Genomic DNA, 13,604 nt, shown 5'->3' with positions numbered 1-13,604 from the left:
GTATCAGGACTCCCGGCTACGAGCACACATCATCGTCGCTTCGCAAACAACTTTGCCGTCAACCAGCGCTACGCCTTTGAAGCGAGTCAGGCCACGACGCGTTTTTTCAAAAGTGACTTCCATGATCATCTGATCACCAGGCACGACAGGGCGCTTAAAGCGCGCTTCATCAATACCCGCGAAGTAATACAGCTCACCTGGCTCCAGTTTGCCGACGCTTTTAAACGCCAGAATACCGGTAGCCTGAGCCATCGCTTCCAGAATCAACACACCCGGGAAGATAGGCTTACCAGGGAAGTGGCCCTGGAAGAACGGCTCGTTCACGGAAACATTTTTCACTGCGCGCAGAAAACGACCTTCTTCAAAATCCAGCACACGGTCTACCAGCAGAAACGGGTAGCGGTGCGGCAGAAGTTCTAAAATCTCTTCAATATGCAGAGTATGAGTGTCAGTAGTCAAAATACTCTTCCTGTCAAAATATACTGATAACAATAATAACACGGCCTGCCGGTTTATTAGAAAGCCGACAGGCCGGGAAAAATAGCGTTAAACGGATGACGCTTAATCTTGTTGATCGATTTTGCGCTCAAGAGACTTGAGGCGCTTGCTCATATCATCAATGTTCATCACCAGAGCTGCTGTTTTACGCCACACCTTGTTGGGCTGAAGCGGAATGCCTGAGGAATAGACGCCAGGTTCAGTGATAGGACGCATTACCATGCCCATCCCCGTCACAGTCACCTTGTCGCATATTTCCATATGGCCATTAATCACGCTCGCGCCGCCAATCATGCAATAACGGCCAATTTTCAGGCTGCCTGCCATGATGACGCCACCCGCAACCGCGGTATTGTCGCCAATCACGACGTTATGCGCAATCTGGCACTGGTTATCGATGATAACACCATTGCCAATGATCGTGTCGTCAAGCGCGCCACGGTCAATGGTGGTACAGGCGCCGATCTCTACGCGATCGCCAATAATAACGCGACCAAGCTGCGGGATCTTAACCCAGTTACCGCGATCGTTAGCGTAACCAAAGCCATCAGAACCAATCACGGTGCTGGACTGGACGAGGCAATTTTCGCCAATTTCAACGTCATGATAAACGGACACGTTGGCCCATAAACGGGTCCCGGCGCCGATTTTCGTATTTTTCCCAACGAAGCAACCAGGGCCAATGACGACGTTATCGCCCAGCACAACGCCGGATTCGATAACCGCATTCGCGCCAACGGCGACGTTGCTACCCAGCCTGGCCGTCGCATCAATCGCTGCACTGGCAGCAATGTTCTGGGCCGGCTGCGGCGTGGTATCGAGAATTTGAGCCATGCGTGCATACGTCAGGTAGGGGTTTTTCACTACCAGCGCGCTTACAGTGGCAAATGGAAGATCGTCCTGCGTCAGTACAACAGCTGACGCCTGGCATTGAGCCAGTTGCTCACGGTACTTAGGGCTTACCATGAAGGTAATCGTGCCAGCTTTAGCAGATTGCATGGACGCAACAGCGGTGATGACGATATCGCCATCACCGTGTAATTCTGCATCCAACTGCTGAGCTAAATCAGCCAGTCGAATTGAAGGCATTACTTATTTAACCTGTTTCAGAACGTCAGCAGTGATGTCTTTAACATCGCTGCCGTTGAAAGCTACAGCGTTCGCATCAACAACCAGATCGATGCTCTGATCGGCAGCAACAGATTTAACTGCAGTCTGAATGCGAGTTACCAGCTTGCCGCGTTCTTCGTTAGAACGACGCTGACGATCCTGCTCGAAAGCCTGCGCTTTCTGGGAGAACGCCTGGCGCTGAGCCATTACGTCTTTTTCCAGCTTGCTGCGGTCGCTTGCTTTCATGGTAGAACCATCACGCTGCAGACGCTGCATTTTGGACTGAAGATCGTTTTCCATACCCTGCAGTTCGCTTGCACGGCCTTTGAATTCGTTTTCCAGAGTCGCAGAAACACCTGTTTTCTGTGCAACCTGCTGGAACAAATTACCCATGTTGACGATTGCAATTTTGTCTGCTGCCTGAGCAGAAGTTGCCATCGCTAAACCGAGACCTGCAGCTAATAACCACTTTTTCACAATTAACTCCTTACCATCCCATTGGCACCAGAAGGTACCGTTCTTTGCGTGGCAAGGCGACCGTGTTACCGATCGCCAGTTGTCAGCGCTACACTGCCAACGCATTCCATTGCAGCGGATTATTACCAGGTTTTACCAATGTTAAACTGGAATTGCTCCGCTTTGTCTCCATCGTATTTCTTAAACGGCTGGGCGTAGGAGAAGACCAACGGCCCCAGCGGTGACATCCATTGTAATGCGATACCGGCAGACATGCGAATATTGCTCGGATCGCTGTAGTCTGGAACGCCAGCTGCACGCATCTGGGCAGTGTTTTCCCAGTTGGTATCCCACACCGTACCGGCATCCCAGAAGAAGGATGTACGCACGGAGTTAGCGTATTTATCACTGATAAACGGCGTTGGCGTGATGAACTCCAGGCTTGCAACGGCCATAGCGTTACCACCGACTGCATCATCAGAGCTACAGACATTTTTATTACCTGATGCATCTGTAGCTGATTTGTCGCAGTTATCTTTGTCGTTCCCGCCGTAGTAGACCGCTTTCGGACCAATGTTATTGGACTGGAAGCCACGTACGGTGCTGGAACCACCGGCATAGAAGTTTTCATAGAACGGCATCTCTTTGCCGCCTAAGCCATCGCCATAGCCCCAACGGGTACGACCCAGAACCACCCACTTATGATCGTCATCGATCGGGAAGTAGGACGCGGTATCCAGCGTGAGCTTATAGAACTCGTTATCGGAACCCGGAACGGTCACTTTACCGTTCAGGTTGACGCGAGAACCTTCCGTTGGGAAGTAGCCACGGTCGAGACGGTTATAGGTCCAGCCGTAGTTGAAGGTGAAGTCATCCGCAGCGAAACCGTTGTTATCACTGGATGTGCTCGCCGACTGACCAATAGAGTCCAGATAACGCCACATCGCCACCTGCGGTTGCATGTTGGACAGGTCGTTATGCACGTAACCTAAGCCCGCGCGCAGGGTGTTGTATTCGTTAACCGGGAAGCCAAGCGTACCGTCTACACCGTAACTCTTGTTGGTGTATGAGGACAGGTCCGCGTCGTCTGCTTTAAAGTCGTTATAGAAGATACGACCGCCCAGGCTCACACCGTCTACGGTGAAGTATGGGTTAGTCACAGAGAACTCAGAGTAGGTCTGGTAGTCGTTTTTGGTGCCGTTAATACCGACAGAGTAACCCGTACCCAGCCAGTTATCCTGCTGCACGCCGACCTGGAAGCTAACGCCGCTTTCAGTACCGTAGCCTACACCGAAGTTGAAGCTACCGGTGTTGCGCTCTTTCACCTTATAAACGACATCAACCTGATCCGGGCTGCCCGGTACGCGCTGGGTATCGGTATCCACCGTTTCAAAATAGCCCAGACGGTTCAGACGCTCTTTACCCTGATCAACGAGATCGCTACCCAACCATGCGCCTTCCATCTGACGCATTTCACGACGCAGAACGGAATCTTTGGAGGTGTCGTTACCGACGAAGCGGATCTTACGCACGTAAAAACGGTTGCCCGCATCAACATTCACGTGCAGCTTTACGGTTTTATCCGCGTCGTTGATTTCCGGCTGAGTCTGTACGCGCGGATAGGCATAACCATAGCGGCCGAGCAGCTTCTTAATGCTGTCTTCCATTTTGGTTACCTTGGAACCGCTATACAGGTCGCCTGGCTGAATTTTGGTCAGCGATTCGATTTCAGCAGAATGCCCCGCAAGGTTACCACTCACCTCAACACCCGAAAGCTTGTACTGCTCGCCTTCAGTGATGTTGACCGTAATGTAGATCCCTTTCTTGTCCGGCGTCAGGCTCACCTGAGTCGAGTCGATGTTGAAACGCGCATAGCCACGATCGAGATAGTAGCTGCGCAGGGTTTCAAGGTCGCCCGCCAGTTTCTGTTTCTGGTATTTGCGATCGCCTACCACGTTCCACCATGGCACTTCGTCGCGCAGCTGGAAGGTGGAGATCAGTTCGTCGGTGCTGAACGCGTGGTTGCCGACAATGTTGATCTGCTGGATCTTCGCAGAAACACCTTCCTGGAAGACCAGCTTCAGGTCAACACGGTTGCGCGGCAGCGGAGTGACAACCGCTTTCACGCTGGCACTGTATTTACCGACGCTGTAGTAGAAGTCTTCCAGACCTTTTTCAATGTCTGAAAGGGTTGTGCGGTCCAGGGATTCACCCACACGAACACCGGATGCTTCAAGGTTCTGCTTGAGCATGTCATCTTTCACCGACTTGTTACCGGAGAAAGTGATACTGGCAATCGTTGGACGTTCTTTTACCTGTACCAGCAGCGTATCACCATCGCGCAGGACGCGGACATCCTCAAAGTTGCCGGTGGCAAACAGAGCACGGATGGTGTTACTGATATCATCATCATTAACCGTATCGCCGGGGCGTACAGGCATACTGAGGAGGGCCGCACCAACGGCGACACGCTGGAGGCCTTCGAAATGAATGTCTTTCACTACGAACCCGTCAGCACCGTATACGGTGGCGCTGCTAAACAGCAGCGACGCTATGAGCAACTTTTTCATCGCCATCGTTATTATGCGTTCTTCCTAACACTCTCTTACAACCGAGAGAAATCATTGAAAAGTGCAAGCCCCATTAACAGCACCAGCAAAATCGAGCCAATGCGATAACTAAAGTCTTGAACTCGCTCGGATACCGGTCCGCCTTTTAGCTTTTCAATCGCTAAAAACAGCAGATGACCCCCGTCTAAAACGGGAAGCGGGAACAGGTTGATTATCCCAAGGTTCACGCTAATGAGCGCGAGGAACATGAAATAGTAAATCACCCCGAATTCCGCTGACATCCCAGCCCCCTGAGCAATCGAAATTGGCCCACTGAGGTTGTTCAGTTTCACATCACCGGTTATCAATTTCCCCAACATGTTGACCGTCAGCTTCATCAGTTGCCATGTTTTATCCGTGGCTTCAAGGATGGCGCTGAACGGCCCATACTGGCGTATTGTCTTGTACTCATCTGGCAGCGGGATCACTTTTGGCACAACGCCTGCGAACCCTTCTGCCTTTTTGCCGACCGACTTCGTATCCGGGATCAGCGTCAGCGAAAGCGGACTGCCTTGCCTTTCAACTTCCAGCGCGAGAGACGTTCCCGGATTATCGCGCACCAGAGTAACAAAGGTCATCCACTCTGTTAATGGTTGACCATCGACTTTAACGATCCTGTCGCCCGCTTGCAAACCCGCTTTGCTCGCCGCCGAATTTGCCTGTACTTCGGCCAATACCGGCTCGATCTGCGCACCGCGTGGACGAATGCCCAGCGCAGCGACGGGATCTTCTTTGTCTGGCTCGAAACGCCAGTGACGTAAATCGAGTACTTTGTCCTGACGCGTATCTGAACCAAACGGTGATACGCTGATGGTGGTCTGCGGATCGCCGATTTTGGCTACCAGCTGCAGTCGCACGGCATCCCAATCAGGGGTTTCGATGCCATCAATCGCTTTAAGTTCCATCCCGGATGTAATTTGCGCACTCGCCGCGATGGAGTTGGGGGCAATTTCTCCCACCACCGGACGCACGCCAGGGACACCGATGATAAACACCAGCCAGTAAGCGAAAATCGCAAAGATGAAGTTGGCTACCGGTCCGGCAGCAATGATGGCGGCGCGTTGTCCAACGGTTTTATTGTTGAATGCGCTGTGTCGCAGCTCAGGAGCGACAGGCTCGACGCGTTCGTCGAGCATTTTGACGTAGCCGCCCAGCGGGATAAGGGCGATGACAAATTCCGTGCCGTGACGGTCGGTGCGCGTCCAGAGTGACTTACCAAAACCGATGGAAAATCGCTCTACGCGCACGCCACAGCGGCGAGCAACCCAGAAATGGCCAAATTCATGCACGGTAATCAGTACACCCAGTGCAACAATGAACGCCGCCAGATTCCAGAGAATGCTCAGCATAAAACCTTCCGTTAAATCGTCCCGAATACCAGTAAAAGCAAACATGCAAACACTGGAACAGCCGCTGTCAGGCTATCAATGCGATCCAGTATACCGCCATGCCCTGGAATCAGGTGTCCGCTGTCCTTAATCCCTGCTTCACGCTTAAACATACTTTCGGTTAAATCACCGAGCACGGAGGCAAGCGCAGCAAAAATCGAGCACACCAGCAGTATTGACGGTGCCACTTCAAGATTCGCCCAGACGCCATAGCCCCAGGAGATGATCGCTGCCGTAAACAGGCCGCCGATGAATCCTTGCCAGGTTTTGCCCGGGGAAACCTTCGGTGCCAGCTTATGTTTGCCAAACAGTTTACCAAACATATAGGCCCCGGAGTCAGCCCCCCAGACCAGAATCATCACATAAAGCAGCCAGATCGCACCGCTGTAGTGGTTTTCGTCGTAGTGCCAGGCGCGCAGCGCAACCATACCCCAGAAAAAAGGAATAATTGTGAGCAAACCAAAAATCAGTCGCAGCACTTTTGAATTACGCCATAACGCCGCGGAACCTGGATAAAAAAGAACCAGCAACAGCGCGGCAACCCACCAGGCCAACGATATCCACAAGGAACCGGCAACCAGGGGTTGATGAATATCATGATGATATTCAGGCAACGTAAACAGCATTATGGCCAGGATAAAGCCACAAAGTACCGCAAGCCATACTCGCTGAGTGCGCGAGGTAAAGCCGCTAAACTGTCCCCACTCCCACGCGGCGAGCATGCACACCACCAGCGTGACAATAGCGAATCCCACCGGGGGCAGTAAAAACAGCGCCGCAATGACAATGGGTATTAATACAAAAGCGGAAATCAGGCGATACTTCAGCAAAAGCTACCCCCATCAGGCTTTGTCGCCACCAGGCTCGGTGCCGCCGAAACGACGCTCTCGATTGGCAAAGGCATGCAGCGCACCTTCAAAGTCTTGTTCATCAAAATCGGGCCAAAGAACATCCGTAAAGTAAAGTTCGGCATAGGCAATTTGCCATATCAAAAAGTTACTTATGCGATGTTCCCCCCCTGTCCTAATTACCAAATCCACAGGTGCCTGTTCATTCATGCAGATTTGCTTGCTCAGCGCCTCTTCATCAATTTGGTCGGGTCTCAACAGCCCTTCCTGAACCTGTTCGGCCAGATGCCGAACGCCCTGGATAATATCCCAGCGTCCGCCGTAATTCGCCGCAATATTCAGCGTCAGACCGGTATTATTTTCCGTCAGCGCTTCTGCTTTGCGAATCCGTTCCTGCAAACGTGAGTTAAAACGACTGGTATCGCCAATGATACGCAGGCGGACGTTGTGGCGGTGCAGGCTTTTTACTTCGCTGTCTAGCGCCCACACAAACAATTCCATCAACGCAGTCACTTCCTGCAGAGGTCGATTCCAGTTTTCACTGCTAAAAGCATAGAGCGTTAACGCATCAATGCCGTTGTTGGCGGCAAAAGAAACGGCGCGGCGAACGGATTTCGCCCCCGCTTTATGCCCAAAGGCTCGTATCTTCCCTTGTCTTTTCGCCCAGCGGCCATTGCCATCCATAATGATTGCTACATGACGGCAGCCATGAGCTGGCAAATTTTCGCTTATTGGTTGATTCGCAGACAACATAACGCGTTTTTTGTCCCTGAAAAGGATTTAACGGTACTCAGGAATACTGAAGCCTATACATAAAAAAGCCGTGTCAAACCACGGCTCACCTGACCACATTAAGTCAAATACCTGCGATCAGGTGGCGCAGACTATATCACTGAAGCCCAACGCTAACAAATAGCACGACGACTAGTGCTTGCTTTATCACCAGCTTGCGAGACGTGTCACCTGTTCGCGCGCAATATTACGCGCAGCTGCATCCACCGCCAGCACCTCTTCCACGCTCTGTGGTTCGCGCAAATCCATCATCTCCAGTACCGATAAATTTAACGACGCGATATCGGTAAAACGAATTTGCTGATTCAGAAATGCCTCAACGGTAATTTCATTGGCTGCATTAAGTGCCGTCGTCGCCGCCTGCCCCTGGTCAAAGGCATTCATCGCAAGCTTCAGACAAGGATAGCGGTCGTAGTCTGGTTCACTGAACGTCAGGGAACTTAGCTTGCAGAAATCAAGCGGCTTCACGCCGGATTTCACTCGATTTGGCCACGCCATTGAATGGGCAATCGGCGTACGCATATCCGGTTCGCCCAGCTGTGCCAGCACGCTGCCATCCTGATAACGCACCATCGAGTGAATCACCGATTGCGGGTGAATCAGTACTTCCATCTGTTTCGCTGACGCATTAAACAGCCAGCGCGCTTCAATGTATTCCAGACCTTTGTTCATCATGGTGGCAGAATCAACGGAGATTTTACGCCCCATCGACCAGTTCGGATGACGGCACGCCTGATCCGGCGTCATGGCGCGCAGTTCAGACAGTGGCGTTTCACGGAACGGGCCACCAGACCCGGTAAGCAGAATAGACACTACGCCATTCTGCTCCAGGTCAGCGTACCCCAGGTTCTGTTGAAAAGGTTGCGGTAAACTCTGAAAAATCGCGTTGTGTTCGCTGTCGACCGGCAAAAGACGCGCGCCGCGCTGCTTCACCGCATCCATAAACAGGCGTCCGCAGGTGACCAGCGACTCTTTATTGGCCAGCAGAACATCCTTACCGGCATCAATCGCGGCAAGCGTGGGCAATAATCCTGCCGCCCCGACGATAGCCGCCATCACCTGATCCACCTCATCCAGCGCAGCCATCTCGCAGGCCGCCTGTTGGCCACTTAGCACCTGGGTTTGGCTACCCTGTTCAAGCAGCTGTGCCTTCAGCAGACGCGCGCTCTCTTCGTCATCCATCACCGCATAGCGGGGCGCAAACTCCAGGCACTGCTCGACCATTCGCTGCACATTCTTACCGGCCACCAGCGCTGTCACGGTGTAAAGTTCAGGATTATGGCGAACAACGTCGAGAGTGCTGCAACCGATAGAGCCGGTTGAGCCGAGGAGTGTTAAATGCTTCATGAGATGCCCGAAAAAAGTTAGACCAGATAAAAGCAAAACGCCGCCAGCAAGACCCGAAGTTCCCCTGAACGGCGTTTATCAGTGTACGACAGAAATCAGAACTGCATCAGTTCCGCTTCTTTATCTGCCAGCGCCGCATCAATTTTCTTGATGGCAGCGTCGGTCATTTTCTGAATGTCGTCCTGAGAACGACGATCGTCATCTTCACTGATCTCTTTTTCTTTCAGCAGCGCTTTTACTTTATCGTTCGCGTCGCGACGGACGTTACGCACGGATACACGACCCTGCTCAGCTTCGCCACGAACCACTTTGATCAGATCTTTACGACGCTCTTCCGTCAGTGGAGGCAGTGGAACGCGGATGTCAGCGCCCGCAGAGCTTGGGTTCAGACCGAGGTCAGAGGCCATGATCGCTTTCTCAACGGCTGGGCTCATAGAACGATCGAACACGTTGATTTTCAGCGTACGGGTATCTTCTACCGTTACGCTCGCCAGCTGACGCAGAGGGGTTGGCGTACCGTAGTATTCTACGATGATGCCATCCAGCAGGCTTGGGGAAGCACGGCCAGTACGGATTTTGCTGATTTGGGTTTTGAACGCTTCTACGCATTTTTCCATGCGTACTTCAGCATCTTTTCTGATGTCGTTAATCACGTTACGGATCCTTGAAAACTTGTCTCAGGCAGACTATCCGCCAGCACAGCGCTACAGGTGTGCTAATTATAGTCGCGTTTAATTCATGACAGCGCCAAAGGCGCGTCCGGGTAAGATACCACTACAAAATAAAGCGGAATCTTACCTCTATTTATCGTCAACGGAAATTATTCCGTGATCAAAGTGCCTTCTTTTTCACCCATGACCACGCGACGCAGTGCGCCAGGTTTGTTCATGTTGAAGACACGGATCGGCAGTTTGTGGTCGCGAGCCAGCGTGAAGGCGGCAAGATCCATCACTTTCAGCTCTTTATCCAGCACTTCATTATAGGACAGCTGATCGTACATGGTGGCAGAAGGATCTTTTGCCGGGTCGGCAGTAAACACGCCGTCTACTTTGGTCGCTTTCAGTACCACGTCGGCTTCGATCTCGATACCGCGCAGGCAGGCAGCGGAATCGGTCGTAAAGAACGGGTTACCCGTACCGGCGGAGAGGATCACCACGCGGTTGTTACGCAGCAGGCTGATGGCTTCTGCCCAGCTGTAGTTATCACATACGCCATTCAGTGGAATCGCGGACATCAGGCGGGCGTTAACATAAGCGCGATGCAGCGCGTCACGCATTGCCAGACCATTCATAACGGTTGCCAGCATACCCATGTGGTCGCCCACAACGCGGTTCATCCCCGCTTTCGCCAGACCAGCACCACGGAAAAGGTTGCCACCGCCAATGACCACGCCAACCTGGATACCCAGTTCGACCAGTTCTTTGATTTCCTGTGCCATGCGATCAAGGATGCTTGCGTCAATACCGAAGCCTTCCGATCCCTGCAGCGCTTCGCCACTCAGCTTAAGCAGAATGCGTTTGTACACGGGTTTTGCATTGGTAGCCATGTTTCTTTCCTGAGACTGTCAACGATTAAGATGGGGGTTAATTCTGGCGACATGATATGCCGCAAATCAGCACAGCGATACTGGAGCCTGTCTGATTTCCTGTGACGGGTGACAAAAAGAAGCCGCCCTCAGGCGGCTCCTTTTCAATCATTAAGACTGCTTGGACATTGCAGCAACTTCTGCTGCGAAGTCAGTCTCAACTTTCTCGATGCCTTCGCCCACTTCGAAGCGGATGAAGCCAGTTACGTCAGCGTTGTGCTCTTTCAGCAGCTGAGCAACAGACTTGCTTGGGTCCATTACGAATGGCTGGCCAGTCAGAGAAACTTCGCCGGTGAATTTCTTCATGCGGCCTTCAACCATTTTCTCTGCGATTTCTTTTGGCTTACCAGACTGCATCGCGATGTCCAGCTGAACCTGGTACTCTTTCTCTACCACTTCAGCAGACACGTCTTCTGGCTTAACGAATTCTGGTTTGCTTGCAGCGATGTGCATAGCCAGCTGTTTAACCAGCTCTTCGTCAGCGCCTTTAGCCGCAACCAGAACACCGATACGTGCACCGTGCTGGTAAGAGCCCAGAACGTCGCCTTCCAGAGAAGATACGCGACGGATGTTGATGTTCTCACCGATTTTAGCAACCAGCGCAACACGTTCTTCTTCGAACTGTGCTTTCAGAACTTCAACGTCAGTGATTTTACCAGCAACAGCTGCGTCCAGAACTTTATTAGCAAATGCCTGGAAACCACCATCTTTAGCAACGAAGTCAGTCTGGCAGTTAACTTCCAGAATGATGCCGTAGTTGCCGTCGATTTTAGTGATGATCACGCCGTCAGCAGCAACGTTGCCTGCTTTTTTAGCTGCTTTGATCGCACCGGATTTACGCATGTTTTCGATTGCCAGCTCGATGTCGCCGTTCGCTTCAGTCAGCGCTTTTTTGCAATCCATCATGCCTGCGCCAGTACGCTCGCGCAGCTCTTTTACCAGGGATGCGGTAATTTCAGCCATTCTTAAATCCTCGGGAGATGTGAACTGCCCGGCCGGGGGCCAAACAGTGTAAATTGAAAAAAGGGGCCGGTAATGGGCCCCTATTCATACACGGTACTAATAAGGGGTAAAACCTTATTATTCAGCTTCTACGAAGCTTTCTTCCGCCTGAGAAGCCAGATCCTGGGAACGGCCTTCACGAACGGTAGCAGCTACAGCGCTCAGGTACAGGCTAACAGCACGGATTGCGTCGTCGTTACCCGGGATAACGAAGTCAACACCGTCCGGATCGGAGTTGGTATCAACGATAGCGAATACCGGGATACCCAGGTTGTTAGCTTCTTTGATTGCGATGTGCTCGTGGTCTGCATCGATTACGAACAGCGCGTCTGGCAGGCCGCCCATATCTTTGATACCGCCCAGGCTGTTTTCCAGCTTGTCCAGTTCACGAGTGCGCATCAGCGCTTCTTTCTTAGTCAGCTTGTCGAAAGTACCGTCCTGAGACTGGGTTTCCAGATCTTTCAGGCGCTTGATGGACTGACGAACAGTTTTCCAGTTGGTCAGCATGCCGCCCAACCAGCGATGGTTCACGAAGAACTGGTCGCAGCTGTTAGCAGCATCTTTCACAGCTTCGCTTGCAGCGCGCTTAGTACCAACGAACAGAATCTTACCTTTACGGGAAGAGATCTTGTTCAGCTCAGCCAGGGCTTCGTTGAACATTGGTACAGTTTTCTCAAGGTTGATGATGTGAACTTTGTTACGCGCGCCGAAGATGAAAGGCTTCATTTTCGGGTTCCAGTAACGGGTCTGGTGACCAAAGTGAACACCAGCCTTGAGCATGTCGCGCATGGAAACAGTTGCCATGTTTAAAACCTCTATATTGAAAGTTGGGGTTATGCCTCCACGTATCCCATATTACCGACCCCGAAGGGCACCCCGGAATATGTGCCGATACGTGTGTGTTGTTACACAAAGTGAGATTTGTCGCTTCCGTCCAGCCTGTGTATCTGAAATGGATCGGAAGTCCGGCGCGCTTTATACCACAAAACACGACCAGAAACCAACAGTTGTTGGCGGAGTGTGCTGTTAATGATTCTCAATTTGGCACGGGGTGTGCCTGACTGATACCATTGACGACACTTAGACTAGTATTGTCGAAAAAATCGACACCGATGGACAGATTACATGGCTATCTCTATTAAGACACCTGAAGAAATTGAAAAGATGCGCGTCGCCGGTCGTCTGGCCGCGGAAGTGCTGGAAATGATCGAGCCGTTCGTGAAGCCGGGCGTCAGCACCGGTGAACTGGACCGTATTTGTAACGACTATATCGTGAACGAGCAGCACGCGGTTTCCGCCTGCCTCGGCTACCACGGTTTCCCGAAATCCGTCTGCATCTCTATTAATGAAGTGGTTTGCCACGGCATCCCAGACGACGAAAAACTGCTGAAAGATGGCGACATCGTCAACATCGACGTGACCGTCATTAAAGATGAGTACCACGGTGACACCTCAAAAATGTTCATCGTTGGCAAGCCGACTATCCTAGGCGAGCGTCTGTGTAAAGTAACGCAAGAAAGCCTCTACCTGGCGCTGAAAATGGTTAAACCGGGTATTCGCCTGCGTACCATCGGTGCGGCAATCCAGAAGTTTGTGGAAGCAGAAGGTTTCTCCGTGGTGCGCGAGTACTGCGGTCACGGCATTGGTCGCGTCTTCCATGAAGAACCGCAGGTCCTGCACTATGATGCAGATGACGGCGGCGTGGTGCTGCAAAAAGGCATGACCTTTACCATTGAGCCGATGGTCAACGCGGGGGATTACCGCATCCGTACCATGAAAGACGGCTGGACGGTGAAAACCAAAGACAGAAGCTTGTCTGCGCAGTACGAGCATACTATTGTGGTAACAGACAACGGCTGCGAAATTATGACGTTGCGCAAGGATGACACCATCCCGGCGATACTGACGCACGATGAATGATAAAAAAGCCGGCAAATGCCGGCTTTTTTAATGGCTATAGCTTTTTCTT

13 protein-coding genes are annotated in these 13,604 nt (G+C 52.0%); 1 reads left to right on the top strand and 12 read right to left on the bottom strand.

Annotation, left to right across the window (positions count from 1 at the left end):
- Window positions 1-3: 3 nt before the first annotated feature.
- From fabZ to rpsB, 12 genes are all read right to left on the bottom strand, one after another.
- Window positions 4-459: a 3-hydroxyacyl-ACP dehydratase FabZ gene (gene fabZ / locus AB8846_RS11765; protein ID WP_010426706.1), complete on the bottom strand. Its 456-nt coding sequence runs from the start codon at window positions 457-459 to the stop codon at window positions 4-6.
- A 102-nt stretch (window positions 460-561) separates the two neighbouring features.
- Entirely contained in the window at window positions 562-1,587 is a 1,026-nt protein-coding gene (lpxD, locus tag AB8846_RS11760) for a UDP-3-O-(3-hydroxymyristoyl)glucosamine N-acyltransferase (protein WP_063145191.1), read from the bottom strand.
- Between the two features lie 3 nt (window positions 1,588-1,590).
- Window positions 1,591-2,085, bottom strand: a complete 495-nt coding sequence (skp, locus tag AB8846_RS11755) for a molecular chaperone Skp (RefSeq protein ID WP_370732760.1) — start codon at window positions 2,083-2,085, stop codon at window positions 1,591-1,593.
- Window positions 2,086-2,207: 122 nt separating this feature from the next.
- Window positions 2,208-4,640: an outer membrane protein assembly factor BamA gene (bamA, locus tag AB8846_RS11750; protein ID WP_370732759.1), complete on the bottom strand. Its 2,433-nt coding sequence runs from the start codon at window positions 4,638-4,640 to the stop codon at window positions 2,208-2,210.
- A 29-nt stretch (window positions 4,641-4,669) separates the two neighbouring features.
- Window positions 4,670-6,022, bottom strand: coding sequence for a sigma E protease regulator RseP (gene rseP, locus AB8846_RS11745; protein WP_063145188.1), 1,353 nt, complete (start codon window positions 6,020-6,022; stop codon window positions 4,670-4,672).
- 11 nt (window positions 6,023-6,033) lie between these two features.
- Window positions 6,034-6,891, bottom strand: a complete 858-nt coding sequence (gene cdsA, locus AB8846_RS11740) for a phosphatidate cytidylyltransferase (protein ID WP_023310457.1) — start codon at window positions 6,889-6,891, stop codon at window positions 6,034-6,036.
- A 12-nt stretch (window positions 6,892-6,903) separates the two neighbouring features.
- Window positions 6,904-7,662, bottom strand: coding sequence for a (2E,6E)-farnesyl-diphosphate-specific ditrans,polycis-undecaprenyl-diphosphate synthase (gene ispU / locus AB8846_RS11735; RefSeq protein WP_024907522.1), 759 nt, complete (start codon window positions 7,660-7,662; stop codon window positions 6,904-6,906).
- Between the two features lie 186 nt (window positions 7,663-7,848).
- A complete protein-coding gene (gene ispC, locus AB8846_RS11730) occupies window positions 7,849-9,048 on the bottom strand; it encodes a 1-deoxy-D-xylulose-5-phosphate reductoisomerase (protein WP_063145187.1) in 1,200 nt (399 codons plus the stop codon).
- 95 nt (window positions 9,049-9,143) lie between these two features.
- The gene (gene frr, locus AB8846_RS11725) at window positions 9,144-9,701 is read right to left on the bottom strand and encodes a ribosome recycling factor (protein ID WP_023334573.1); all 558 of its coding nucleotides are present in this window, start codon (window positions 9,699-9,701) and stop codon (window positions 9,144-9,146) included.
- A gap of 167 nt (window positions 9,702-9,868) precedes the next feature.
- The gene (gene pyrH, locus AB8846_RS11720) at window positions 9,869-10,594 is read right to left on the bottom strand and encodes a UMP kinase (RefSeq protein ID WP_047346409.1); all 726 of its coding nucleotides are present in this window, start codon (window positions 10,592-10,594) and stop codon (window positions 9,869-9,871) included.
- 150 nt (window positions 10,595-10,744) lie between these two features.
- Entirely contained in the window at window positions 10,745-11,596 is an 852-nt protein-coding gene (tsf, locus tag AB8846_RS11715; protein ID WP_014882627.1) for a translation elongation factor Ts, read from the bottom strand.
- Between the two features lie 117 nt (window positions 11,597-11,713).
- A complete protein-coding gene (gene rpsB, locus AB8846_RS11710) occupies window positions 11,714-12,439 on the bottom strand; it encodes a 30S ribosomal protein S2 (RefSeq protein ID WP_003856207.1) in 726 nt (241 codons plus the stop codon).
- A gap of 321 nt (window positions 12,440-12,760) precedes the next feature.
- On the opposite strand from rpsB, the gene map reads away from it, so the two are divergent.
- Window positions 12,761-13,555 carry a type I methionyl aminopeptidase gene (gene map / locus AB8846_RS11705; protein ID WP_023310454.1) on the top strand — a complete coding sequence of 265 codons (795 nt, stop codon included), beginning with the start codon at window positions 12,761-12,763 and terminating at the stop codon, window positions 13,553-13,555.
- The last annotated feature ends 49 nt before the right edge of the window (window positions 13,556-13,604 follow it).

Source organism: Enterobacter sp. KB-221C9 (genome assembly GCF_041320715.1).
GTDB lineage: Bacteria > Pseudomonadota > Gammaproteobacteria > Enterobacterales > Enterobacteriaceae > Enterobacter > Enterobacter asburiae_D.
The sequence above is the reverse complement of the archived record's forward strand: the minus strand, read 5'-3'. Positions and strand labels throughout refer to the sequence as shown.